Source organism: Limnohabitans sp. 2KL-3 (assembly GCF_001269405.1).
Taxonomy (GTDB): domain Bacteria; phylum Pseudomonadota; class Gammaproteobacteria; order Burkholderiales; family Burkholderiaceae_C; genus Limnohabitans_A.
The window spans coordinates 132,973-158,241 of the sequence record NZ_CXON01000002.1; the positions used below are offsets into that span (position 1 = coordinate 132,973).

Annotated in this window: 26 protein-coding genes; 4 read left to right on the forward strand and 22 right to left on the reverse strand. The window is 60.0% G+C overall.

Translation table 11 applies throughout. The features are described from left to right. Positions 1-24: 24 nt before the first annotated feature. The 9 genes from AMM41_RS02955 to AMM41_RS02995 form a co-directional block, all read right to left on the reverse strand. On the reverse strand, positions 25-1,332 hold the full coding sequence (locus tag AMM41_RS02955) for an OmpP1/FadL family transporter (RefSeq protein ID WP_089952892.1): 1,308 nt from the start codon (positions 1,330-1,332) through the stop codon (positions 25-27). A gap of 23 nt (positions 1,333-1,355) precedes the next feature. Beyond that, positions 1,356-1,928, reverse strand: a complete 573-nt coding sequence (locus AMM41_RS02960) for a DUF302 domain-containing protein (protein ID WP_089952894.1) — start codon at positions 1,926-1,928, stop codon at positions 1,356-1,358. A gap of 167 nt (positions 1,929-2,095) precedes the next feature. Then, positions 2,096-2,419 (reverse strand): hypothetical protein, encoded by a 324-nt coding sequence (locus tag AMM41_RS02965; RefSeq protein ID WP_089952896.1) that lies wholly within the window; start codon positions 2,417-2,419, stop codon positions 2,096-2,098. A 121-nt stretch (positions 2,420-2,540) separates the two neighbouring features. Beyond that, positions 2,541-2,849 carry a c-type cytochrome gene (locus AMM41_RS02970; RefSeq protein WP_089952898.1) on the reverse strand — a complete coding sequence of 103 codons (309 nt, stop codon included), beginning with the start codon at positions 2,847-2,849 and terminating at the stop codon, positions 2,541-2,543. Positions 2,850-3,005: 156 nt separating this feature from the next. Further along, entirely contained in the window at positions 3,006-3,386 is a 381-nt protein-coding gene (locus AMM41_RS02975) for a rhodanese-like domain-containing protein (protein WP_089952901.1), read from the reverse strand. A 29-nt stretch (positions 3,387-3,415) separates the two neighbouring features. Then, entirely contained in the window at positions 3,416-4,807 is a 1,392-nt protein-coding gene (locus AMM41_RS02980; protein ID WP_228769068.1) for a TolC family protein, read from the reverse strand. A 10-nt stretch (positions 4,808-4,817) separates the two neighbouring features. Then, positions 4,818-5,027 (reverse strand): YgaP family membrane protein, encoded by a 210-nt coding sequence (locus AMM41_RS02985; RefSeq protein WP_089952903.1) that lies wholly within the window; start codon positions 5,025-5,027, stop codon positions 4,818-4,820. A gap of 36 nt (positions 5,028-5,063) precedes the next feature. Then, positions 5,064-8,285: an efflux RND transporter permease subunit gene (locus AMM41_RS02990; RefSeq protein WP_089952905.1), complete on the reverse strand. Its 3,222-nt coding sequence runs from the start codon at positions 8,283-8,285 to the stop codon at positions 5,064-5,066. A gap of 11 nt (positions 8,286-8,296) precedes the next feature. Continuing rightward, a complete protein-coding gene (locus AMM41_RS02995; RefSeq protein WP_089952907.1) occupies positions 8,297-9,373 on the reverse strand; it encodes an efflux RND transporter periplasmic adaptor subunit in 1,077 nt (358 codons plus the stop codon). A 132-nt stretch (positions 9,374-9,505) separates the two neighbouring features. On the opposite strand from AMM41_RS02995, the gene AMM41_RS03000 reads away from it, so the two are divergent. Then, positions 9,506-9,841, forward strand: coding sequence for an ArsR/SmtB family transcription factor (locus AMM41_RS03000; protein ID WP_089952909.1), 336 nt, complete (start codon positions 9,506-9,508; stop codon positions 9,839-9,841). A gap of 145 nt (positions 9,842-9,986) precedes the next feature. Beyond that, positions 9,987-10,232 (forward strand): metal-sensitive transcriptional regulator, encoded by a 246-nt coding sequence (locus tag AMM41_RS03005; RefSeq protein ID WP_019430145.1) that lies wholly within the window; start codon positions 9,987-9,989, stop codon positions 10,230-10,232. 29 nt (positions 10,233-10,261) lie between these two features. Here the strand turns inward: AMM41_RS03005 and AMM41_RS03010 are convergent, their stop codons facing one another. Then, positions 10,262-10,711: an OsmC family protein gene (locus AMM41_RS03010; protein WP_089953579.1), complete on the reverse strand. Its 450-nt coding sequence runs from the start codon at positions 10,709-10,711 to the stop codon at positions 10,262-10,264. A gap of 189 nt (positions 10,712-10,900) precedes the next feature. After that, on the reverse strand, positions 10,901-11,323 hold the full coding sequence (locus AMM41_RS03015) for a rhodanese-like domain-containing protein (protein WP_194944591.1): 423 nt from the start codon (positions 11,321-11,323) through the stop codon (positions 10,901-10,903). Between the two features lie 253 nt (positions 11,324-11,576). On the opposite strand from AMM41_RS03015, the gene AMM41_RS03020 reads away from it, so the two are divergent. Continuing rightward, positions 11,577-12,086, forward strand: coding sequence for a demethoxyubiquinone hydroxylase family protein (locus AMM41_RS03020; RefSeq protein WP_089952911.1), 510 nt, complete (start codon positions 11,577-11,579; stop codon positions 12,084-12,086). 222 nt (positions 12,087-12,308) lie between these two features. After that, on the forward strand, positions 12,309-12,929 hold the full coding sequence (locus AMM41_RS03025) for a class I SAM-dependent methyltransferase (protein WP_089952913.1): 621 nt from the start codon (positions 12,309-12,311) through the stop codon (positions 12,927-12,929). On the opposite strand, the gene AMM41_RS03030 is transcribed toward AMM41_RS03025, so the two are convergent. The 11 genes from AMM41_RS03030 to AMM41_RS03080 form a co-directional block, all read right to left on the reverse strand. Continuing rightward, a complete protein-coding gene (locus AMM41_RS03030) occupies positions 12,848-13,336 on the reverse strand; it encodes an RrF2 family transcriptional regulator (RefSeq protein ID WP_158273191.1) in 489 nt (162 codons plus the stop codon). The two genes, AMM41_RS03025 and AMM41_RS03030, sit on opposite strands and share 82 nt — an antisense overlap. A gap of 229 nt (positions 13,337-13,565) precedes the next feature. Continuing rightward, positions 13,566-14,606, reverse strand: coding sequence for a class II fructose-bisphosphate aldolase (fba, locus tag AMM41_RS03035; protein ID WP_089952917.1), 1,041 nt, complete (start codon positions 14,604-14,606; stop codon positions 13,566-13,568). Between the two features lie 37 nt (positions 14,607-14,643). Beyond that, positions 14,644-15,840, reverse strand: a complete 1,197-nt coding sequence (locus AMM41_RS03040) for a phosphoglycerate kinase (RefSeq protein WP_089952919.1) — start codon at positions 15,838-15,840, stop codon at positions 14,644-14,646. Beyond that, a complete protein-coding gene (gene gap / locus AMM41_RS03045) occupies positions 15,837-16,853 on the reverse strand; it encodes a type I glyceraldehyde-3-phosphate dehydrogenase (RefSeq protein WP_089953584.1) in 1,017 nt (338 codons plus the stop codon). The genes AMM41_RS03040 and gap overlap by 4 nt, the downstream gene beginning before the upstream one ends. Before the next feature lie 134 nt (positions 16,854-16,987). Beyond that, positions 16,988-17,653: a phosphoglycolate phosphatase gene (gph, locus tag AMM41_RS03050; protein ID WP_089953586.1), complete on the reverse strand. Its 666-nt coding sequence runs from the start codon at positions 17,651-17,653 to the stop codon at positions 16,988-16,990. A gap of 30 nt (positions 17,654-17,683) precedes the next feature. Next, positions 17,684-19,789, reverse strand: a complete 2,106-nt coding sequence (gene tkt, locus AMM41_RS03055) for a transketolase (protein WP_228769069.1) — start codon at positions 19,787-19,789, stop codon at positions 17,684-17,686. 17 nt (positions 19,790-19,806) lie between these two features. After that, positions 19,807-20,691, reverse strand: coding sequence for a phosphoribulokinase (locus AMM41_RS03060; RefSeq protein ID WP_089952921.1), 885 nt, complete (start codon positions 20,689-20,691; stop codon positions 19,807-19,809). Between the two features lie 50 nt (positions 20,692-20,741). Then, the gene (locus tag AMM41_RS03065) at positions 20,742-21,839 is read right to left on the reverse strand and encodes a class 1 fructose-bisphosphatase (RefSeq protein ID WP_089952923.1); all 1,098 of its coding nucleotides are present in this window, start codon (positions 21,837-21,839) and stop codon (positions 20,742-20,744) included. A gap of 58 nt (positions 21,840-21,897) precedes the next feature. Beyond that, positions 21,898-22,584: a ribulose-phosphate 3-epimerase gene (gene rpe / locus AMM41_RS03070; protein ID WP_089952925.1), complete on the reverse strand. Its 687-nt coding sequence runs from the start codon at positions 22,582-22,584 to the stop codon at positions 21,898-21,900. Further along, entirely contained in the window at positions 22,581-23,306 is a 726-nt protein-coding gene (locus AMM41_RS03075; RefSeq protein ID WP_089952926.1) for an HAD-IA family hydrolase, read from the reverse strand. Before AMM41_RS03075 ends, rpe begins: the two co-directional genes overlap by 4 nt. A 181-nt stretch (positions 23,307-23,487) precedes the next feature. Continuing rightward, positions 23,488-25,266 carry a SulP family inorganic anion transporter gene (locus tag AMM41_RS03080; protein ID WP_089952929.1) on the reverse strand — a complete coding sequence of 593 codons (1,779 nt, stop codon included), beginning with the start codon at positions 25,264-25,266 and terminating at the stop codon, positions 23,488-23,490. Between the last annotated feature and the right edge of the window lie 3 nt (positions 25,267-25,269).

A 25,269-nucleotide genomic window follows, 5' to 3' on the forward strand; every position in this document is an offset into this window, starting at 1 on the left:
CTGATCTGATGGTTTTTTCAAGGCTCAGAACTTCCAGCCGTACTGCACACCCAACGATTGTTGGGACATGCGGACGGTTTCGGTGATGCCAGATGCACCGGGCATCATGCCGTTGTACATCGATGGTCCAGTCACCGTGTTTTTAGGGGCGTACATGTACGCCCATGTCAACTCGGAATCTTTGGACAAGGCATAAGTACCACCCACGGTGACATGCTGGGTGATCACACCGGGTGCCAGGATGTTGAAGGTGATGTTTTCAGCCTTGACCGGGTTGGTCGACTGGTTGTAACCCGCACGCAAAACCATGGTCGATGTCGCCTGCCACTGAACGCCCAACTTCAACACGTTGACGTCAGACCAGCCAAATCCAGGACCATTGGCAGAACCCATCGGGTTACCCAGCATCAGGTTGCTCATCGGATTGCCAATGGACGGAACACCGCTGTAGTTGATGCGGCTGTAGTCCGCTGCCACTGACACGGCGGGGGTGACCTGCACGTTGATGCCCAAGGCGTAGTTTTCAGGAATGTCGAACGAACCCTCACCTGCAAACAAACCCGCGTACTTGTCGAATTTGCTCATCTTGATTTTGGGCGAATAGGTCGCACCAAATTTCAAGGTATCGGACAACTGACCCAGATAGCCCAAACGCATACCCACGCCTGTTGAACGGTCAGTGCCAGTGTCACTCACTTTGGTGGGGGCCATTGAAAAACCAGTGAACGCATCCAAACCTGTGGCCTTGAACTGTTGCATCACCAGCAAAGGCGAGACACCCACAGAGTGTTGTGCATCAAGCTTGTACGCGAAAGTGGGCGCAACGATGAGTTGCATCAAATCCACACCCAATTTGCCCTGACCACACAAGAGGTTGCCTTGATATGGGTCGCCGGTGTTCGGATTCATGCACATCACGTTGGCACCGGGCATTTCTGTGTTCATGCCACCGTTGCCATAAACTGTGAGCCCCCAACTCATCCGATCATCGATCTTCTTGTTGTAGGCAAATTCCGGCACGGCAAAGGCGCTGCCATCACTTTTTACATCGCCTTCAAGCATGCCGCCAAAGCCGGGAGCTGTGCGTGCCGCACTGCGCTTGGGCATAAAAATGTCCACCCCAATCTCGGCACGGTTGCCTGCCCACACCGAAGCGGCCGGGTTGTTGATGCCCGAAAACGCGTTGTCGGTGACGGCCACGGCTGCCCCGCCCATGCCTTTGGATTTCATGCCAAAGCCATGCGGAAAATAACCGTCAGTCGCCCAAGCTGCAGAGCCTGTGGCCAAAACAGCTGCCACCACGGTGGCACGCAAAGTGTTGATTTTTTTCATGGATGTCTCCTCGTGATGACCGGTCAAAACTCACCCTTGCTGCCGCGTTCCATCATTTCCCAGATGGTGTCGCGAACGGCTTTGGCTTCTTCTTTCAAGGGCGATGGCAGCTTGCGGCCCATCTTGACCATCATGTCCATGTTGAGGGTGTAAAGCCACAGGCCGTCTTCTTTTTCAACCATGGACACACGGCAAGGCAGGTAAGCGGCCATGTGTGGGCTGAAATCCACCATGCGGCGGGCCGTGGCAGGCGAGCAGAACGAGTAAACGGTCAACAGCTTTTCTTTTTTGCCCGAACGGGCTTCGAGTTCTTTGGACAAGGGCAGCGTGCCCACATCACGCATGTTGCGCTCGGTGGCCACTTGTTTGAGGACTTGCTCCACCTCTTGGGCAGTCACGCCCGCCTTGACCTTGCGCTCCCAGGTAGTGGCTACAGCAATGTCGCCTTCACCCTCGACCCAACGGTCCCACATGCGGCTGGCTTCTGAACCAGCGCCCGATTCAAGTTTGCCCAAAGTGCTGATGGTGCCGCAACCGGTCAACCAAATTGAGCTGGCCAAAACGGCCCATTTCAGCCATGTGAAAGATTTCTGCATTGTTTTCTCCTTTGGACATGCATTGATGAACTCCAAGCGAAGACAGTGTGTCTTGCCGGATTGACGTTGATCATCCATGACAGGAGAAAGTTTGGGTATTGGCAGATACCCTATACCCTATGGGGTAAGGTATGTGCAAGCTTGGCTGATCTGCAGCGTCCAAACAATCATTTGAACTTGTAGTGGTCGCGGTTGAGCACGGCAGCCACTGATGACACATCCTCCGGAAACATGCCCAAGTTCAGTTCAGTATTGCACTGCTCCACCATGCCGCGCAGCAAAGAAGCGTTGTTGATGCGACCTTGTGGTTTGTAAATGGCGCTGCCGTTACCGCCCACCTTGGTCACATGGCAAGCGACGCATTTGCTTTCGGCGATCAATTTTTCGCCCAATTTGTAATCGGCATCCTTGAAGATTGCAGGCTGAGCCTGTGCTCCAAGGTAAAACCATGTACCCACCATCAAACCAAGCATCTTTGTGTGCAATTTCATAGGAATTACCCATTAAAAAAGCCGCTCAAGGGCGAACCCCTGAGCGGCAAACAAAAGCCACGAGTACCAATCGAGCTTCTAAAACAATCCAATTTTTGAACAAGCCTCTGGAGGCCTGGAATTATTTGGCACCCGCCATGATCCAAGTCGCCAAAGTCAAAGCATCCGCGTCACTCAAAGCAGCTTGGGCGGGCATGGGCACTGGGCCCCACTTGCCTGAACCACCGGCCTTGATGCTCTTGGCCAATGTGGCAGCACCGTCTTTTTGACCGCCATATTTCTTGGCAACGTCTTGGTAAGAGGGACCCACCAATTTCTTGTCCACCGCGTGGCAGGCCATGCAAGCATTTTTCTTGGCCATGTCCATGTTGGCGAAAGCAGGAGAAGAAGCCAGCGCAGCGACAGCGGCAACAGCAAAAATCAATTTCATAAGAGCTCCAAATGGGGGATTTAAATATAACCAGACGCTAATTTAACCGAAATCAACTCGTCTTGGTGCGCACCGTCACAGGTTTTGCGTTGGGGATTTTACTGAGTGTCAGTAGATACAAGCCCTAAATCCTTGCCACCCAAGCGGCCATCCATCTCAGCCAAAGTTGGGTTGTTCGGGCTTGACCACCGTTTTGCCTGAGGCAGCCCAGGCATCAAAACCACCCGCAATGGAGCTGACATTCAGGTAACCCATGGCTTGCATGGTTTGCGCGGCCAATGCAGCGCGGCCACTGGTTTTGCAGTAAAGCACCACCTTCAAGTCGCGCCCAGACAAGGCGGGCGTGCCGCTGAGCTTGAACTCCAGCAAGCCCCTGGGGACCAGCACTGCGCCGGGCAAATGGCCTGCGGCAAACTCATCCGCTTCCCGCACGTCGATCAGCACATCGGCTTGGCGAATGGCCTCTTCGGCATCGGCCAAGCTGACTTCGTGGACAGTGGCTTTGGCCTGCATGACCAGATCTTGGGCATTTTTCATGTTGTGTCTCCTTCGTTAAAAACTGGATATCAAGGCTGCAATTGTGCGTTCAGGGTTTGCAGGCTTTGCACCGACAGGCTCCCGGTCAAGGCATCGAGTTGCATGCGGGTGCTGAGCAAGTCGGTTTGTGCACGCAACCAAGCCAATTCGGCTTGGGCCGCGTCATTTTCAGCTTGCAACAGTTCGAGCGTGGTGCGGTCACCCACTTGCCGTCCCAAACGGGTCGCGTCCAGACGCGCTGTGCTGGCTTTCCACGCCGCTTGCATGGCCGACAAACGGGACGGGCCTGTTTGCAGTGCCAGCCAGACAGAGCGGGCTTGTTGCTGCGCTTGTTGCAGGGCCATGTCAGCTTCAGCCGCCGCTTGGGCCTGCGCACTCAGCGCCTCTTGCAGTTTGGCACTGCGCCAACCGCCTGTGTACAAAGGCACATTCAGGCTCAAGCCCAGCATTTGCTGGCTTTGCGTGTTGGACGATGTGCCAAAGTCACCCTCGCCGCTCAAACGGTCGCGTCCGACAGAAGCGACCAAGTCCAGCGTGACGCCGCCACTGCGCGCGTGCTTTTGGAGCTCTTGGCGCGCCACATCGTGTTGGGCTTTTTTCAGCAGCACGCCTGTGTTGGCTTGTTGCACTTGGGCCAGCACCTGCTCCAAAGAAGGCACAGCAGACGCTGGCGTCTCGGTTTTGGGCGCTTGCAGCTTCAAAGCATCTGCACTCAAGCGCGTGGAGTCGGCCAGCACGCTGCGGGCCATGTGCACTTCGTTGTCTGCGGCCAACAGTTGCGCTTGCAAACCGGCGGCACGGGCCGTGGCCTCGTGCGTGTCGGTGACCGGCAAGTCACCCAAGGCAAAACGGTCTTGCACTTCGGTCAGCGATCGGCGCACAGCCGCATGTTGGCTTTTCAACACCTGCTGCTGACGCTCGGCCAGCAGCAGATTGAAATACCGTTGCACCGTGAGCAGCATGAACTGTTGCTGGGCCAGATCGGCACGCAACTCAGCCACGCCCGCTGCAGTGTGCAATTGGGCTTGTTGGGCCTGGCGCTCGGGGCTGTACAGCGGCTGCTTGGCCTGCAATGACCAACGGGTGGAAGTGGCGGCGTTGGCAGAGGTGGCAAAGTTCCCCGACATGGGTGATCCACCCATCGAAAACTGCGCACCCTGCGTGCTGGAATCCGCCGACATGCCACCCACCGTGGCGCTGCCCATCAGCACAGGTCGCCACAGGGCTTTGGCCTGATCTTCAAAGGCTTGAACCGATGAGCGTGTGGCGGCGACCACCTGCATTTGGGGGTCGTGCTGGCGCGCTTGTTCCCAAGTTTGCAGCAGATCCAGGGCTTGCGCGGATGGAGCGGCCAGCAGGGCCGCCAGCACCCAGCCGCTCAGGGGCCGGGGTTTGAACAAGGGCGAACGCATGGCGGGCATGACGGTCAGATCAGCAGCCGCACTCGACGCCGAATTTGCGCAAGATGGTCTCCATCAAGCACCACTGGGTCAGGGCGCTTTGCAGCAGGTTAACGCCCACAAAAGCTGTGAAAGCCAACCACCACTCATTCACAAAAACGGGGCTGGCCTGCACGCCCAAAGCCAAAGACAACAAGACAAAAAAGCCTGCGACCAAACGAACGATTTGCCAAGATTTCATGATGATTTACTCCAGTTGATGAAAGAAAGAAACAAGTCAAGCGCCGTACTTTTTGCGGTACGCCACGTAATACAAAGTCGGGATGACGACCAGCGTCAGCACCGTGGACACAAAGATGCCAAAGATCAGCGAAATGGCCAGGCCGTTGAAGATCGGGTCATCCACAATGAAGAAGGCCCCGATCATGGCCGCCAGGCCCGTGAGCATGATGGGCTGGGCACGGGTGATGGCCGACTGGACAATGGCCCGCTTGAATTCCATGCCGCTTTGCACCTGCAGGTTGATGAAGTCCACCAACAAGATCGAGTTGCGCACGATGATGCCGGCCAACGCGATCATGCCGATCATGCTGGTGGCGGTGTATTGGGCATTCAGCAAGGCGTGGCCTGGCATCACGCCAATGATGGTCAGCGGAATGGGCGCCATGATGATCAGCGGCGTGAGGTAAGAGCCAAACTGCGCCACCACCAGCAAATAGATCAGGATCAGGCCCACACCGTAGGCTGCGCCCATATCGCGGAAGGTCTCGTAGGTGATTTGCGACTCGCCATCCCACTTGATGCTGTAGCCGCGCCAGGCGTCGTCGGGCTGGCTGATGAAGTACTCTTCAATCCGCTCACCGTCCGGGCCAATGATCTGGGCCACGTCACCGCGCATCTTGAACAAACCATACAAGGGGCTGTCCACTTTACCGGCCATGTCGGCGTTGACAAAGTTCACGGGCAGCATGTCTTTGTGGATGACGGGCTGCTCACGCAGGGTGTCGCTCACAGTGACCAGTTCACGCATGGCCACCACCTTGCCTGTGGCGCTTTTCACGCCCAACTGCAGCAAGGCGTCCAGATCGCCATGCAGCTGCTCGGGCAGCTGAATCAAGGCGGGCACCGGGTACTTGCTGCCGTCGTGCAAATAGGTCACCGACTCGCCCGCCAAACCGGCACGCAAGGTGGTCACGATGGCTTGTTGTGACACACCCAACACGGCTGCTTTGCGGCGGTCCACCAGCAGCAGTTTGCGCGGTGCATCGGCAATCGAGCTGTCGTCGATGTCCACCACACCTTCGGTCTTTTCAAACACGGCGCGCACCGACTGGGCGACTTGGCGGCGACCTTCGGCGTCAGGCCCATAAATTTCGGCCACGATGGGCGACATCACGGGCGGGCCCGGTGGCACTTCAACCACCTTGACATTGGCACCGTGCTTGCGGCCAATCTCTTGCAAGGCCGGACGCACACGCGTGGCAATCACATGACTCTTGTCGCTGCGCTCGGACTTGCGCACCAGATTCACCTGGATATCGCCCAGCTCAGCGCCTGCACGCAGGTAGTACTGGCGCACCAGACCGTTGAAGTTGATCGGCGAGGCGGTCCCCACATAGGCTTGGTAATGCGTGACCTCAGGCACGGTGGCCAGGTGGCCGCCCAGCTCGCGCATCACGGCAGCGGTTTTCTCAAGCGGTGTGCCCGCAGGCATGTCCACCACGACCTGGAATTCCGACTTGTCGTCAAAGGGCAGCATCTTGAGCATGACCAGTCCGGTGACCGGCAGCACCAAAGACAAGGCAATCAAACCCGCAATGCCCAGACCCAACAGTTTGCGGTTGCGCCCACCCGATTGGGTGTCGAGCAAAGGCTTGAAGATTTTTTCAAACAGAGGTTCGAGCTTGGCACTCAGACCGGTGTGCCCCCCACCCGTTGCATTCTCGTCGTGCGTATGGCCAGACGGCTTCATCCACATGCCCGACAACCAAGGCGTGATGACAAAGGCAATGGCCAGCGACAGCAACATGCCCAAGCTGGCATTGATCGGGATCGGGCTCATGTAGGGGCCCATCAGGCCGCTCACAAAAGCCATGGGCAACAAGGCCGCGATCACAGTGAAGGTGGCCAAGATGGTGGGGCCTCCGACTTCGTCCACCGCACCGGGGATGATCTCGCGGATGCTCTTGCCTGGGTAGAGCTGCTGGTGACGGTGGATGTTCTCCACCACCACAATCGCGTCGTCCACCAAAATGCCGATCGAGAAGATCAGGGCAAACAGCGACACGCGGTTGAGCGTGAAACCCCAAGCCCAAGATGCGAACAAGGTCGCGGTCAACGTCAAGATGACCGCCACGCCGACGATGGCAGCTTCGCGGCGACCCAGCGCCATGAACACCAGCGCCACCACCGAAGCGGTGGCAAACAGCAACTTCTGAATCAGTTTTTGCGCCTTGTCGTTGGCGGTTTCACCGTAGTTGCGGGTCTCCACCACCTGCACGTTGTCAGGGATCACCGTGCCCTGCAGCTTCTCGACGCGGCTCTTGACGCCATTGGCCACATCGATGGCGTTTTCGCCTGATTTTTTGGTGATCGACAGCGTCACGGCGGCAAACTCTTCGCCGCCATTTTTGTCGTTGTTGCCGTGCCAGACATAACGCTCAGCCGGCATGGGGCCGTCTTTCACGCTGGCCACGTCTTTCAAAAAGACAGGCTTGCCCTGCACCACTTGCACGACCAGATCGGCCACGTCGCTGGCTTGCGCGAGGTGTGGACCGGCTTCGACGGCCACGCTCTGGTTGGCCCCCAACAACTCACCCACGGGCAAGCCGAGGTTGGCCGATTGCAAGGCCATGCGCAAGTCGTGCACCGTGACGCCCGAACCGTTCATGCGCTGCGGGTCGATCTGGACCAGCACCGCGCGGCGCGGGCCGCCAATGGTGACCACATCGCGCGTGCCGGGCACGCGCTTGATGTCGGCCTCGATGCTGTGCGCCACGCGCTCCAGATCAAAGGCGCTCACGTCTGCGGTTTTGCCGTGCAAGGTCAGGGACACGATGGGCACATCGTCGATGCCCTTGGGTTTGATCAAAGGCTCAGGCAGCCCCAGGTTGCGGGGCAACCAGTCGGCGTTTTCGCGGATCGTGTCGTGCAACTTGACCAGCGCCTCGGTGCGCGGCACGCCCACCTTGAACTGCACGGTCAAGATGGCCACGCCGGGGCGAGAGACCGAATACACATGCTCGACACCCGCGATCTTGGAGAGCACCTGCTCGGCCGGGATCGCCACCATTTGCTCCACATCGCGCACCGACGCGCCCGGGAAAGGCGCGATCACGTTGGCCATGGTCACGTTGATTTGTGGCTCTTCTTCGCGGGGCGTCACCATCACGGCAAACACGCCCAGCAAAAACGCCACCAGCGCCAGCAAAGGCGTGATTTGTGCGCTCTGAAACATCGCCGCAATGCGGCCCGAAATGCCCATTTTTTGCTCGCTCATGGGGTTTGCTTTCAGAGTTTCTTGCCAAGGCTGGCGGGCTCGGTCACCACCTGCTCACCCGCGCTCACACCCGACAACACCTCGACGGTCTGACCCGTGGTGCGCCCCAAGCGCACTTGGCGCAAACGCGGCTGGCCTTTTGCATCCATCACGTAAACACCGGTCATTTCGGCGCGGCGCACGATGGCTGTGAGCGGCAAGAAGACGCGGCCCGCTTGGGCTGCATCCTTGGTCCCGTTTTGGGCCGCAGCGTTGGCTGAGCTGCCAGGCACCCAAACCCGGGCGAACATGCCGGGCACCAAGCCCTCAACGCCCGCAGGCAAAGCCACGCGCAACTGCGCGGTGTGCGTCACCGGATCCACAGCGGGCAGCAGTTGTACGCTGGCCGCTGGCACGCTGGCATGGCCCGCGATCTCGTAGCGCACCGCTTTGACTTGCTGACGCACGCCTTCAATCATCGACTGCGGCACGGCTGCACTCACGCGCAAAGCCGAGGGGTCATGCAAAGTCACCAAGGGGCGGCCCGGCATGGCCATGTCGCCCAAGGTGACGGGCACATCGGACACCACGCCGTTAAAAGGGGCACGCACACTGAAGAAACCGGTTTGGGTTTGGGCTGCGCGGGTTTGGGCTTGCTGGGCCTGCACCTGGGCCTGAGCGGCTTCGTACTGGGCTTGGGCGCGTTCAAGTGCGCCCTGGCTGATGTATTGCTTCTGGAAGAGTTGCTTTTGGCGCTCCAGCTCTTTGCTGGCCACGCGCAAATTGGCCTGCGCGGCTTCGAGCTGGGCGCTGCTGCCGGCCACATTTTGCTGGGCAGCGCTGGCATCGATGCGCAGCAACTCTTGGCCGGCACGCACCCGGTCACCGGGTTTCACGTTCAAACTGACAATGGCCCCAGGGACCTGAGCCGACAAAGTGGCCTGGCGCACCGCCTCGACCACGGCATCCAGGCTGACTTCTTGAGCACCTGCCGAACTGGCTTGGGCGGCCACACTTTTGACCGCTGCCGCATCGGCATTGGCCCAAATCGGGGTGCTGGTCAAACCAGCCAGTGCCATGGCCGAGGCCAATATCAATCGTCTGTTCATCAAAGCTTCTCCGTCAAACCGTTGGTTTTGCACATTTGGTTGTTTGCGTATATGCGCAATGATACAATCAATCACAGCACCACGTCAAACACTGTCTTGGATTGTTTGAATTTGTTGTGTAATGGAGCGCTCATGAAAGATTTGCCAGCCAAAGCCCTCGAACAGATAGCCGCTTATTTCCAGGCGTTGTCGGAGCCCACACGCCTGAAAATCCTGAATCTGCTGCGCGACGCCGAGCACAACGTGGGTGAATTGGCCCAACTGTCGGGTTATTCGTCGGCCAACGTGTCTCGCCACCTGTCTTACTTGGCGCAACACGGCATCGTCGCCCGCGAAAGCCGGGGTGCCAGCGTCTTTTACAAAGTGAGCGATCCCTCCATCTACGCCCTGTGCGATCTGGTCTGCGCCAACATCGCGCGGCAATACGAACAAACCTCCAGCGACCGGGCCTTGTTCACGCCGGGTTGAAATTCACGGCCGATCGAGTTTTGATCACTTGCCCCTTCTCCAGTGGCACCCGATCAATTGCGTCAACTTCAAGCCCCATCGCAAATGGCTATCATGGCGCTCCAATGGCCCCACCCTTCGTCCAGGGGCCCCTCAGGAGACCTGCATGAGCCGCATCGTGAACGCCGAGAAGAAGAAAAACCTGTGTGCCCGCCTGGCCCGCATTGAAGGTCAGCTGCGCGGTTTGCAAAAACTGATCGAAGCCGATGCCGATTGCGAAAAAATCGCCCAGCAAATGGCCGCTGCCCGCAAGGCGCTGGACAAATCCTTTTTCTCCATGGTCGGCTGCATGATCGAACAAGGGGACCAGTCGCCCGAGCACGTCGCAGAAATGCTGACCAAGTTCGCCTGAGTTCCAAGCTCAGCCTGTTTTGAGGCTACTCAGGACTTGAGCACCACCCCATCGGCGTCGAGCACACGCACTTGGATCGGGATGCCCTGCCCCACGCTTTGGGTGACGGTGCAAAAGCCTTCAAACTGGCCCAATACACGTTCGAGCTGCTCAAGTTTGGCGGCGCTCACCCCCAAGTGCAAAGTGGCCACCATCTCCAGCACGCGCATGCGACCGTCTGCGTTGCGGCCCACTTGGGCCTGCACCTCGCAGCGCAAAGGCTCGGGCGCTTGCTTGAATTTGCGCAAGGCAAACAGCAACGAATCGCTCAGGCAATTGCCCACCGCCGCACACAGCAACTGCACGGGCGACGGCCCCAAACCCGTGCCCAAGGGCGCGGGCTCGTCGCTGGTCAGCACGGGCATGTTGTCGTCAAAACGGATGTCAAAACGGTAATCGTGCTGCTGGGTCAGCGTGACAGAGATCAGTTTTTCGCTCATGGCTTTGGTGTGATCAAGCGGCACCCATGGGTGTCTTGCATCAAGCCGGGGTGATCAGTCGAGCTCATGGGACTTGGCTTTTCTATGGGGTTGAACAACTGAACACAGGCCCAGTGCGTTGGAACGCACAACACAACCTGCTGTTGGCTTCAGTTTATGCCCGTCAATCAAACCCCAATTTGCCCTACATCAAGGCTTGGACGGTCCTACCAAATCTTGTGGCTTGACCATGGGCCAGCCGCGTTTGGCCCACTCGCTCATGCCGCCGTTGACATAACGGATGTTGGTGAAGCCCTGCTCTTGCAGTGCCTCGGTCACGGCGCGTGAGCGGTTTTGGGTGTTGCAGATCAACAAAACCGGTTGATCGGCTTGCTTGGGGATCTCGGCCACGCGCTGCGCCACCTGGCTCATGGGCAGCAAAACCACGCCCTGCGCCACGCCCGTGGCGTGCTCTTGGGACTCGCGGATGTCAATCATCACCACTTTGCCCGCCTCGTGCTCGGCGCGGGCTTGCTCCAAGGTCACGTTGGGCAGTGCCACTTCAGGGCTGCAGGCTTGCAAACTCAGCGCCATCACCAAGGCACCCAAGCATCGGGCAAAAACAACAGACATGGCATCACTCCTTTGTGTATCAGCTTTTGCTTATATTTAACCATGATTCAGACACTCCCCCCGGGAGCGCATGCAATGGAAAAAAACCAAGTTGCCTGCAAGGACCTGCAAGAACACCGATGCACCCCGGCAGCTCAGGGACAAGGTTTGACCGATAGGATGCACCTCCGGGTCGAAACTCGACCGCCATGCCATCCCTGCCGTGAAAAACCCTGCACCTCCTGAACATCCTTCAAACAAGCTGTCGAGGCACATGGTGCGCGAACTGCGCTCAGACCATGCAGGCGAGACCGGCGCGGTCTACATTTACAAAGGCATCACGGCCGTGGCCCGCTGGCGGCAAGACGCTCAATTGCTGGCCTTTGCCAAAGAACACGGCGACACCGAGGCCGAACATTTGCGACTGCTCGAAGCCTGGTTGCCCGCTTACTCCCCCAGCCGCTTGCTGCTGCCCTGGCGCATGGCGGGTTGGCTGACCGGGGCGCTGCCTGCGCTGTTTGGCCGCCGCGCCGTCTACGGCACCATCGCCGCGGTCGAGACCTTTGTGGACGTGCATTACCAACAGCAAATAGACCACCTGCAGGTGCACGGCGGCCCCGAAGGCCTGCTGCCTTTGCTGCTGCGCTGCCAAGCCGACGAACAACACCACCGCGACGAAGCCGCTGCCCTGGCAGGCCCACGCACTCACTGGCTTTTGCAACTGTGGTGTTCGGTGGTCGGATCGGGATCTGCCTTTGCTGTGGTGCTGGCGCGGCGCATTTGAAACTTCTGTCGCCTGATCAACAAGACCCACACACCAACCCATGCCATGGCCATCAGCGTGCGTCGTCCTGAACAAAACCAAGCCGCCAGGTGTTGTGCGAACCCTTCGACGACATGGACCAACCTGCGGGTTAGAGGCTGCGCTGGCCTGATCCATCAGCCGTGACCAATATACTTAAGCCCTCTCAGGCACCCTGCGCCTCTTCATTTTCAGGACACACCGATGAGCCATTTTCAAAACCCCCAACAGACCTGGAACGAACGCTTTGCCGCTGAGCACTATGTGTTTGGCGAAGCACCCAACGCCTATTTGCAATCACAAGCGGCGCACCTGTCGCCCGGCAATGCGCTGGCCGTGGCCGATGGCGAGGGCCGCAACGGCGTCTGGCTGGCCCAGCAAGGCCTGCAAGTCGATGCCTTTGATTTTTCGGACAACGCCATCCGCAAAGCCCAGACCCTGGCCCAAAGCCGACAAGTGCAGATCCGTTGCGTCTGCAGCGACTGGCAGTCATTCGATTGGCGGCCTGCGCATTACGACAACGTGGTGGGCATCTTTTTCCAGTTCGCCACGCCCGAAGAGCGCGGCCCCCTGTTTGCACGCATGCTGGACAGCCTCAAACCCGGTGGCACCTTGATCATCCAGGGCTACACGCCGCGTCAACTGGACTTCAACACGGGCGGCCCCGGCAAACTGGCGCACCTCTACGACGAAGCCCTGATGCTGGACGCCTTCGGCGAGCTGGACATCCTGGACCTGCGCACCTACGAGGCGGAGATTGCCGAAGGCACGGGCCACCAAGGCATGTCTGGCTTGTTGGGCCTGACGGCACGCAAGCCGGGTTGAGCGTTGCGCGTTTGACGTTGAGCGTCTTCCAGCCTTTGCGCACCCAGCAACTGGCGCAGGCTGATGCCTTGCAGTTCTTGGTGTATTTTTTGGTTCAATTGTTGCCACAAACGGTCACTCACCAAAAAATTTGGTGTCGCGCTCAAGCCCGCCTCTGCCGGCTCCATGGCCAAAACAATGTCAGCCACACTGATTTTTTCTGAAGCCATGGCCAGGCAATAGCCACCGCCTGGGCCTCGTGTACTGTCCACCAAATGAGATCGGCGCAACTTGCTGAACACTTGCTCCAGCCGCGTGGTCGATATGTCGTGTCGTGACTGGATGGCCGCCAAAGATACGGGGCCCTCGTGCTCATGCAGACCGACTTCCATCAACACGGTCACCGCCAACTGGCTGTCTTTGCTCATCCGCATCACCAGCCACCTTGTGTGCGGGTGGACAGGCTTGTGTTGCCGGGCAGATGCTCAGCCAGCTCACGAGTGCGCATGAATGATCTCCTGTTCAGGGGGAAGTAGAAGTGTTCAAAAAAGGGGGGCTCCTGTGAAGAAGCCCCCAAATCAGGGCGTGTGTACCAAACACACCCTTAACCACAACCCTCAACTATATAAGAAATCACTTAATTAGTCTTGATCTACCTCAATTACGGTAACGCGTGGCCATGACATCCAGACTCACGGGACGAATTTTGTGGGCTTGTCCGGCGCAACCAAAGGCTTCAAAACGGGCCTTCACAATGCCCGCTGCCGCCTTTTTGGCCGCCGCCAAGGCTTTGCGTGGATCGAACTCCGAAGGCTGCTGGGCAAACAACTGGCGCATGGCACCGGTCATGGCCAAGCGGATGTCGGTGTCGATGTTGACCTTGCGCACACCACTTTGGATGCCGCGCACGATCTCTTCAACCGGCACACCATAGGTTTCCTTGATGTCGCCACCGTATTGGCGAATGATCTGCAACCACTCTTGCGGCACACTGGAGCTGCCGTGCATCACCAGGTGCGTGTTGGGAATGGCGGCATGGATAGCAGCAATGCGGTCCATGGCCAGGATGTCGCCTGTGGGCGGACGCGTGAACTTGTAGGCACCGTGGCTCGTGCCAATGGCAATGGCCAGGGCGTCCACACCGGTTTGGGCCACAAAATCCTTGGCCTGCACGGGGTCGGTCAGCATCTGGTCATGGCTGAGTTTGCCCTCAGCACCCACACCGTCTTCCTCGCCAGCTTCGCCGGTTTCCAGCGAGCCCAGGCATCCCAATTCACCCTCAACCGACACGCCCACGGCATGGGCCATCTCGCAGACCTTTTGCGTCACGTCCACGTTGTACTCGTAGCTGGCGGGCGTCTTGGCATCGGCCATGAGCGAGCCGTCCATCATCACGCTCGAAAAGCCCGAACGGATGGACTGCTGGCACTGCGCGGGCGTGGCCCCGTGGTCTTGGTGCAAAACCACCGGAATGTCGGGGTGCGTCTCGATGGCGGCCAGCACCAGGTGGCGCAAATACGCCTCACCCGCGTATTTGCGGGCCCCGGCCGAAGCTTGCAAGATGACCGGGCTGCCGGTGGCTTGCGCCGCCTCCATGATGGCCTGCACTTGTTCGAGGTTGTTGACGTTGAAAGCGGGAATGCCATAGCCGAATTCGGCCGCGTGGTCGAGGACCTGGCGCAATGAAACCAATGCCATGAGGGGGCTCCTTGAAAAGTAAAAAATGAAAAAGAGGTCAGTCCGCCGCTGCGCGTCGGCTCAGAATTTCGATGGCGGGCAAGGTCTTGCCTTCCAGAATTTCCAGGAAAGCGCCCCCGCCCGTCGAGATGTAGCCCACTTGCTTTTCGATGCCGTACTTGGCAATCGCGGCCAGCGTGTCACCACCACCTGCGATGCTGAAGGCGCTGGACTCGGCAATCGCCTGGGCGATGACCTTGGTGCCATTTTCGAAGGCCGCAAACTCGAACACGCCCACTGGGCCGTTCCACACGATGGTGCCTGCTTGCTTGAGTTGCGCGGCCAGTTTCGCCGCCGTCTCGGGGCCAATGTCCAAAATCATGTCGTCGTCGGCCACCTCAGTGGCTTTTTTAACGGTGGCTACCGCGTCAGCAGCGAAGGTCTTGGCAGTCACCACATCGGTCGGGATCGGCACTTCAGCGCCACGGGCTTTCATGGCCTCAATGACCGCTTTGGCCTCACCCACCAAGTCGGCTTCGGCCAAGCTCTTGCCGATCTTCAGACCCGCCGCCAGCATGAAGGTGTTGGCAATGCCACCGCCCACGATGAGCTGGTCCACGTTTTGCGACAGGCTCTTCAAGATGGTCAGTTTGGTGCTGACTTTGCTGCCCGCCACGATGGCGGCGAGCGGGCGCTTCGGCGCGGCCAGGGCCTGCGTGATGGCATCGATCTCGGCAGCCAACAAGGGGCCTGCACAAGCAATCGGCGCAAACTGGGCGATGCCATAGGTCGTACCTTCGGCGCGGTGCGCAGTACCAAAGGCGTCGTTCACGTAGATGTCGCACAGCTGGGCCATTTGGCGGGCCAGCGCTTCGTTGTTTTTTTTCTCGCCTTGGTTGACGCGGCAGTTTTCGAGCAACACGACCTGGCCGGGCTGCACATCTACACCACCGACCCAGTTGGCAAGCAGCGGCACATCACGGCCGAGCAACTCGGCCAGGCGCTTGGCCACCGGGGCCAGAGAGTCTTCGGGCTTGAACTCACCCTCGGTCGGACGCCCCAAGTGCGATGTCACCATCACGGCTGCTCCGGCGTCCAGCGCCATCTGGATGCAGGGCACGCTGGCGCGGATGCGGGTGTCTTCTGTGATGCTGCCGTCATCGGCTTGTGGCACGTTCAGGTCGGCGCGGATGAACACGCGGCGGTTTTCGGCAAAGCCGCTTTTGACCACATCGGAAAAACGCAAGACTTTCATCGCGCACCTCCTGCTTGACCGGACACCACGCGGGCCATTTCCAGGCACTTGTTGGAGTAACCCCATTCGTTGTCGTACCAGGCCATCAGCTTCACAAAGGTGCTGTCCAGCGCCATGCCCGCTTCGGCGTCGAACACGGAGGTGCAGACCTCGCCCCGGAAATCAGTTGACACCACTTTGGCTTCTGTGTAACCCAATACGCGCTTCAAAGCCCCTTGGCTTTGCGCCTTCATTTCGGCGCAAATTTCGGCATACGTGGCAGGCGTAGCCAACTCCACCGTCAAGTCGACCAGCGACACATCGCTGGTGGGCACCCGCACCGACACGCCCGTGAGCTTGCCCTTGATCTCGGGAATCACCACACCCACGGCCTTGGCTGCGCCCGTGCTGCTGGGGATGATGTTTTCCAGAATACCGCGACCGCCACGCCAATCTTTGTTGCTCGGGCCGTCCACGGTTTTTTGGGTGGCGGTGGCCGCGTGCACGGTGGTCATCAGACCGCGCCGGATGCCCCATTTGTCGTTGAGCACCTTGGCCAAAGGGGCCAATGCGTTGGTGGTGCAACTGGCATTGCTGATGATGGCTTGACCGGCATAGCTGGCGTGGTTCACGCCAAACACAAACATGGGCGTGTCGTCTTTCGATGGGGCCGAAATCACCACCTTTTGGGCGCCTGCTGCCAAGTGCTTGCCCGCGCCTTCTTTGTCGAGGAACAAGCCTGTGGCTTCGATCACCACTTCGGCACCCACTTCGTTCCACTTCAGATTCGCGGGATCGCGTTCTTGTGTCAGGCGGATGCGTTTACCGTTCACGACCAGGGTGTTGCCTTCAACGCTCACGTCGCCGTCAAAACGTCCGTGCACGCTGTCGTATTGCAGCATGTAGGCCAGGTACTCGGGCTCCAGCAGGTCATTGATGGCGACAATCTCGACGTCGTCAAAATTTTGCACCGCCGCGCGGAACACCATGCGGCCAATGCGGCCAAAACCATTGATGCCAATTTTTGTGCTCATGTCAGTCTCTTTCATTGTTCAAACAGTAATTTCGAATGTGCAGGCAGTGCGATTTCTGTAGGCGCTCGCCTTGTGTGTGATGGTTTAAAGGGCGTGTGCCACGCCCATCGCCCACGGGGTGGGCTCCTACAAAATCACAGCAGTGCCGAAAAATCCTCGATCACGCGGTCGGGCGCACAGGCGTGCACCGACTCGCCCATGTTGTAGCCATAGGGCAGCAACCAGACCGGCACCCCTGCATTGCGTGCGGTGGCCGCGTCGATCGAAGAATCCCCCACAAACAACGCTTGTGTGGCCTTCAGGTCCCAACGCTTCAAGCAGTCCACCACGCTGGTGGGGTCGGGTTTTTTGACCGGAAAGGAATCGCCACTGACCACCACGTCGAAAGCTTCATGCAGCCCGTGCACCCGCAGCACGGTGTCGGTGTAGCGGCCTTCCTTGTTGGTCACCACCGCCAGCTTGCAGCCGCGCCCGCGCAGCGCCGCGAGCACTTCGCGCACCTGTGGGTACAGGTGGCTGCGTGTGCCGCAACGGGCTTGGTAGTAGCGGTCAAAGATCGGCAGCGCCTGCTTCAGGTCGGCCCCTTGCCGCACCGCGGCCACTGGGGTCTGCGTGACGCTGGCCAGCGCCTGGATCAGCAGCTCTTTGGTGCCGTGTCCGATCCAGTCGTTGACTTGCTGCTGCGACACCTCGGGCCAATCGAAATAGCGCAAGGTGTCGTTCACCGCGTCGGCGATTTCGGGCGCGGTTTCGACCAAGGTGCCGTCGAGGTCAAAGAAATAGGCTTGTGGAGTTGGCATTTTTTTCACGCTTTGCAAGGGGCTCGCGGCTCAATTGTCGGAAGGCACGATGTGCTCGGGCAGGGCTTGGGCCTGGCGGTGGGTGTGGCGGTGCACCAGGGTGCGCACCGCTTCACACACCCGTTCGGTGGTGATGCCAAAGTGTGCGTACAAAGCAGGTGCCGGGGCCGATTCGCCAAAGCTGGCGATGCCGATCACCATGCCGGTGCGGCCCACGTATTTGCGCCAGAAGTCGGGGTGCGCAGCTTCCACCGCCACGGTGGGCAAACCCAGCGGCAAGACCATGTCCTGGTAGGCCTCGCTTTGCCGGTCAAACACATTGGTGCAGGGCATGGACACCACCCGTGTGGCCACGCCTTGCGTGGCCAAATCGGCTTGCGCTTTCATGGCCAAAGAGGTCTCGGAACCTGTGGCCACGATGATGGCTTGGGCGCCCGGCATATCGCTCAGGATGTAGCCGCCCTGGCGCACCTTGGCCGCATCGGCGGCGTCGGTCAGCAACTGCGGCAGGTTCTGGCGCGACAGCGCCAAGGCGCTCGGGCCGTCGTGGCGCTCCACCGCACAGGCCCAGGCCACGGCGGTTTCCAGGCCATCGGCGGGCCGCCACACATCCAGCCCCGGGATGATGCGCAAGCTGGGTACATGCTCCACGCTTTGGTGCGTGGGGCCATCTTCGCCCAAGCCAATCGAGTCGTGCGTGAAGACATGGATCACGCGCTTTTTCATGAGCGCTGCCATGCGGATGGCATTGCGTGAATAGTCTGAGAACGTCAGGAACGTGCCGCCATATGGGATGTAGCCGCCATGCAGCGCCATGCCGTTCATGATGGCGGCCATACCAAATTCGCGCACGCCATACGAGAGGTGGTTGCCCCAGGTGTCGCGGCCTGCTTTGGTGCAGCTTTTGAAATTGGTCAGGTTGGAGCCCGTCAGGTCGGCGCTGCCGCCAAAAAACTCGGGCAACAAGGGGGCCAGCACATCGAGCGCGTTCTGGCTGGCTTTGCGGGTGGCCACGGCATCGGGTTTGGCCACGATGGCGGCCAGGGCTTTTGCCAAGCCTTGGGCATAGGCCTCGCTCAAATCGCCTTTCATACGACGCTCAAACTCAGCCGCCTCTTGCGGGTAGCGGCTTTGGTAGGCGGCAAAGCGCTCGCGCCATTGGCTTTCGGCCTTCGATCCACTTTCGCGGGCATCCCAAGCACTGGCCACATCGGCAGGCACTTCAAAGGGGGCATAGGGCCAGTTCAGCGCTTCGCGGGTGGCGGCAATTTCGGCAGCGCCCAGCGCTGCGCCGTGCACATCGTGGGTGCCCGCCTTGTTGGGCGAGCCCATGCCGATCACGGTTTGGCAGCAGATCAGTGTGGGTTTGCCATTGGGGCTGTGGGCTTGCGCCTTGGCCGCTTCGATGGCGGCGTTCACTGCTTGCGGGTCATGCCCGTCCACCTTGGCGATCACGTTCCAGCCATAGGCCTCAAAGCGCTTGGGCGTGTCGTCGGTGAACCAGCCTTCCACATGGCCGTCGATCGAGATGCCGTTGTCGTCGTACAGCGCCACCAGTTTGGACAAGCGCAAGGTGCCCGCCAGCGAACAGGCCTCGTGGCTGATGCCTTCCATCAGGCAGCCATCGCCCAGGAACACATAAGTCATGTGGTCCACGATGTCCAGGCGCTGGCCACCCTCCTCCCGGTTGAATTCATCGGCCAACATCTTTTCGGCCAAGGCCATGCCCACGGCGTTGGTGATGCCCTGGCCCAAGGGGCCGGTGGTGGTTTCCACGCCAGGAGTGATGTCTACTTCCGGGTGGCCCGGGGTTTTGCTGTGCAGTTGGCGGAACTTTTTCAGCTCGTCCATGGGCAGGTCGTAGCCTGTCAGGTGCAGCAAGGCATAAATCAGCATCGAGCCGTGGCCGTTGGAAAGCACAAAACGGTCACGGTCGGCCCACTGCGGGTTGAGCGGGTTGTGTTTCAAATGCCGGTTCCACAGCACTTCGGCGATGTCGGCCATGCCCATGGGGGCACCCGGGTGGCCAGACTTGGCGGCTTCGACCGCGTCCACAGCCAGCATGCGCACGGCGTTGGCCATGCGGCGGGCCATCTCGGGGCTGGGGTGGGCGGATGTGTTGATAGAGGTGTTCATGGGCTTGTTCCTCCGCTTCAAGCCTGGCCCAGCGCGCGTTTGCGGCGCTCCATCATTCGCCACACAAAAGGCGTGAATATGAGTTGCATGGCGATTTCCATCTTGCCGCCGGGCACCACGATGGTGTTGGCACGGCTCATCCAAGAGTCGTGGATCATGTTCAACAGGTACTGAAAGTCGATGCCTTTGGGGTTGGCAAATCGGATCACCACCATGCTCTCGTCGGCAGATGGGATATCGCGCGAGATGAAGGGGTTGGAGGTGTCCACCATGGGCACGCGCTGGAAGTTGACATGCGTGTGGGCAAACTGCGGCACGATGTAGTTCACATAGTCGGGCATGCGGCGCAAGATGGTGTCGGTGACCGCCTCGGTGCTGTAGCCCCTCTGGTGCTTGTCGCGCCAGAGTTTCTGAATCCACTCCAAGTTGATGACCGGCACCACGCCCACGCGCAAGTCGGGGTATTGGGCGATGTTGTGTTCGGGCGTGACCACCGCGCCGTGCAGACCTTCGTAAAACAGCATGTCGGTGTCCTGGGGCAAGGCTTCCCAAGGCGTGAAGGTGCCCGGTTCCTGGCTGTAAGGCGCGGCTTCTTCGGCGTTGTGCAGGTATTTGCGTGCCTGGCCCTGCCCCGTCTCACCATAGGTGCGAAACAGGTTTTCGATGTCACCAAACAGGTTGTTGTCCGAACCAAAGTGGCTGAAGTTCTTGTTGCCTTCTTGCTCGGCTTGCGCCTGGCGCACCTTCATTTCCTTGCGGTCGAAGCGGTGAAAGCTGTCGCCTTCGATGATGGCCGCATTCACGCCTTCGCGGCGAAAGATGTTGGAAAACGTGCGTGTCACCGTCGAGGTGCCTGCGCCCGAAGAACCGGTGATGGCGATGATGGGGTGGCGTTCAGACATGGGAATCTCCTTGTAATTTTGTCAATCGTTTGGCGAACGGACTCGGCCGCTCAGTCGCGAAACAGGCTGCGCTCGGCAAACAGCGGGGCAAAGCTGTCTTGCTTGGGCGGTTCGGCGTGGTAACGCTCGATGCGCTCGACTTCGTTTTTGGAGCCAAACACCAGGCCAATGCGCTGGTGCAAGCTGGTGGGCTGCACGCTCAGCATGGGCACCTGGCCCGTGCTGGCACGGCCCCCGGCTTGCTCCATGATGAAGCCGACCGGGTTGGCCTCGTACAGCAGGCGCAGGCGACCGGGTTTGCTCGGGTCTTTGGTGTCTCGCGGGTACATGAACACGCCACCACGCATCAAAATGCGATGCGCTTCGGCCACCATGGAGGCGATCCAGCGCATGTTGAAGTCCTTGCCACGCGGGCCGGTTTTGCCGGCCAGGCATTCGTCCACATAGCGCTTGACCGGGGCTTCCCAAAAGCGGCTGTTGGAGGCGTTGATGGCGAATTCCTGGGTGTCTTCGGGCACGCGCAACTCGGGGTGGGTCAGCATGAACTCACCCATCACCGGGTCGAGTGTGAAACCGGCCACGCCATTGCCCACGCTCAGCACCAGCATGGTGGTGGGGCCATACAGGGCGTAGCCAGCGGCCACTTGCTTTGTTCCGGGCTGAAAGAAATCGGCCTCGGTCAAGGGCCCGCCTTCTGCGGTGGCGTCAGGCGCACGCAGCACACTGAAAATGCTGCCCACCGACACGTTCACGTCGATGTTGCTGGAGCCATCCAGCGGATCAAACACCAGCAGGTATTTGCCCCGAGGGTGTTGCGGTGGAATGTCATACGGCCCATCCATCTCTTCAGAGGCCATGCCGGCCAAATGGCCACCCCATTCGTTCATGCGGATGAACAACTCGTTGCTCACCACGTCCAGCTTTTTCTGGGTCTCGCCTTGCACGTTGATGCTGCCGCCCGCGTCAGCCGCGTGGTTGCCGTACATGTCGGCCAAAGCGCCATAGGCCACCGATTTGGCGATGGCTTTGCAGGCCATGGCCACATCCAGAATCAAGGCGTTGAAGTCACCACTGGCATCGGGAAAACGACGACGCTCTTCGATCAGGTACTGCGTCAGGGTGGGCGTGGTGCGGGGGCTCAAGGACATGGGGCAAACACTCTCTGAAGTTTTAAAAATTCGGGAATTCGGCAGTTCTTAATTTGGCTCAAGCCACAGCGGCTTGCTTGAGGGCTTGCATCACCCCCCGGTAGCCCCCATCGGCATCGGGCGCACCGAACACGGCGCTGCCTGCCACACAGGTGTCGGCACCGGCCGCCACGATCTGGGCGATGTTGTCGGTCTTCACGCCGCCGTCCACCTCCAGCACGATGGACTGACCACCGCGGGCCACATGGGTGTTGATGCGCTGGCGGGCCGCTTGCAACTTGGGCAAGGTAGAGGGGATGAATTTCTGGCCACCAAAACCGGGGTTCACGCTCATGAGCAAGACCACGTCCAGGCGGTCCATCACATGGTCCATCCACTCCAGCGGCGTGGCTGGGTTGAACACCAGGCCCGCTTTGCAGCCGTGGTCACGGATCATTTGCAAAGTGCGGTCCACATGGCGGCTGGCTTCGGGGTGAAAGGTGATGATGTTGGCCCCGGCCTTGGCGAACAAGGGCACCAGCGCATCTACGGGCTCGACCATCAAATGCACATCGATCGGGATCTGGACATGCGGGCGGATCGCCTCGCACACCAGCGGGCCAATGGTGAGGTTGGGCACGTAATGGTTGTCCATCACGTCAAAGTGCACCCAGTCCGCGCCTGCGGCTTCGATGGCGCGGACCTCTTCGCCCAAACGGGCAAAGTCGGCGGACAAGATGGAGGGGGCGATGCGGACGTGGTTCATGCTGGGGCCTTGAAAGCGGTGTGGTGCCATTCACGCAACTGCGCCAAGCCCACGCCCTGCAGGCTGGGGCAGATGCGCAATGCGCCTTTGAAATCGTGTTCGGTGGTGAAATCGTTGGGCGTGATGACCGTGGGCAAACCTGCGGCCATGGCGGCACGCAGGCCGTTCTCGGAATCTTCAAACGCCAGGCAATCCCCGGGTGCCAAACCCAGGCGGGCCAGGGTTTGCTGGTAAACCATCGGGTCGGGTTTTTTCCGCGGCGCGGTCGAGGCGTCCTCGATCACCGAAAAATGCAGCCGCCAGTCCGGCCCGATGGCTTGGCGCAGCAAGGCCGCGATGTTGACAGGCGAGGTGGTGGTGGCGATGGCCAGCTTGAGCCCCGCCGTACTGGCGGCCGACAGCAGCGCCAGCACCCCCGGGCGCATCTGTACCGCGCCGTCTTGCACGGCTTGCTCGTAAGCGGCAGTCTTGATCTCGTGCAGATGGTCAATCGTCTCCTGCATGCCCGCGCCCGTGATGTCCTTGGGCTGGGTCTCCAGCGTTTGCCAATACGCCTTGATGCGCTCTTTGCCACCCGACACCGCCAACAAGCGGGTGTACAGCGGGACATCCCAACGCCAGTCCAGCCCCATCTCGGCAAAGGCGTGGTTGAACGCCGCCAAGTGGGCCATTTCGGTGTCGGCCAAGGTGCCGTCAACGTCAAAAATCAGTGCTTGCAACATGGGATGGAGCCCTTCGTGAGGAAGAAGGGCTCCACTTTAAAAAGGTCTGAGGCTCAGGACAATTCAATATTGGCGATAAGTTAATTAATAAATTGCTTAACTACACTCGCCATTCGAGCACCGATCCCTCAATTTTGAGCCAACTTGACGGTTGCTGAGCGCTGCCGCAATGGGCTGGCGCTCAAGCGCTGAAGACTTCCGATGTCAAAGCCTGCACCGCCTGGTGGTGCGTCAGGAACACCTGGCCGCTCAACTCAGCCAACAAATGGCTGCGCTGCAAACGGTCATGCACCGGGCCCTTGACCTCGGACAGGTGCAGCTGCACACCCGAGGCCTGCAAACGGGCGTTGATGGTTTCGAGGCTTTCGAGTGCGCTGGCGTCAATGTCGTTGACCGCCGAGCATTGCAGCACCACATGCCGCACACCTGAGCGCATGGCCACCTGGGCCGCGATGGTGTCTTCGAGGAAACGGGCGTTGGCAAAGTACAGGCTTTCGTCAATGCGCAGGCCCAAAATGCCCGGCTGCTTCAGCACGGCGTGACGCAGCACATTGCGGTAATGCTCCGTGCCCGGCACCTGCCCCACCACTGCGATGTGCGGGCGGCTGGTGCGGTACAGCAGCAACAGCACCGAGGCGCTCACGCCCGCGATCAACCCGGCCTCTACACCCACCGCCAAGGTCAGGCCAAAGGTCAGGAGCAAGGCAATGAAATCGGCCTTGGCGTAATGCCAGGTGCGGGCAAACACCCCGACATCGACCAAAGTGAGCACGGCCACCATGATGGTGGCGGCCAAGGTGGCTTGTGGCAAATGAAAGAGCCAAGGCGTCAAGAACAAAGCCGCCAGCGCCAGCCCCACAGCGGTGTAAATGCCTGCGGCAGGCGTGCGTGCACCCGCATCAAAATTGACCACCGAGCGCGAAAACCCGCCCGTGACCGGAAAACCGCCGGAGAGGCCCGCGCCCAAATTGCTCAGGCCCAGCGCACGCAGCTCGGCATCGGGGTCGATGCGTTCGCGGCGCTTGGCCGCCAAGGACTGGCCCACCGACACCGACTCCACAAAGCCCACCAAGGAAATCAACAAAGCAGGCACCCACAAAGCCTGGGCCAGCGCCCATGGGGCGGCCCACCCACCTGTCGCCCAAGCACCTGATGACACGCCCGGCAGCGTGAGCGGCGGCAAGCCTTGTGGCACCGTGCCCACCACCCGCACGCCCTGCTCGGCCAACTGCCATGCGGCCGACAAGGCAATGCTCATGAGCAGCACCGCCACCGGGGCCGCCTTGGCCGCCAAATCGGCCGCGCCCGCAGACACCCCCAAGCACTTGAGCCCAGGCTTGAGCTGACGGCGCACCAGCAGCAACAGACCCAAAGCACCCAGTCCCATTGCACTGGTCGGCACATGCAGACTGGGCAAGTTGTGCCACAGCTGCGGCAGCAGCTGCAAGAGGTTCTCGCCATGCAGCGGCACACCCAACAAATGCTTGAGCTGGCTGGCCGCGATCAGCAAACCCGACGCCGAGACAAAGCCCGAGATGACCGGGTGACTCAAAAAATTGGCCAAAAAGCCCAACCGCGCCGCGCCCATCACCAGCATGATGGCCCCGCTGAGCAAGGCCAGCATCAAAGCCGCCTCGGTGTAAGCCACGCTGCCTTGCGCCGCCACCGCGCCCACACTGGCCGCCGTCATGAGCGAGGTCACCGCCGCAGGCCCCACGGCCAAGGTGCCGCTGCTGCCCATCAAGGCGTACAGAACCAAGGGAGCCATGCTGGCGTACAAACCCGCCTGTGCAGGCAATCCCGCCAACAGCGCATAGGCCAGGCTTTGTGGGATCAGCATCAGCGTCACCACGGCAGCGGCCACGCCATCGGCGGTGAGCAGCGAGCGGTTGTAACGTCGCCCCCAATCCAGAATGGGAAACCAGCGCTGCAGTGCGGTGGGTATGGACACGGCGCTCATGTT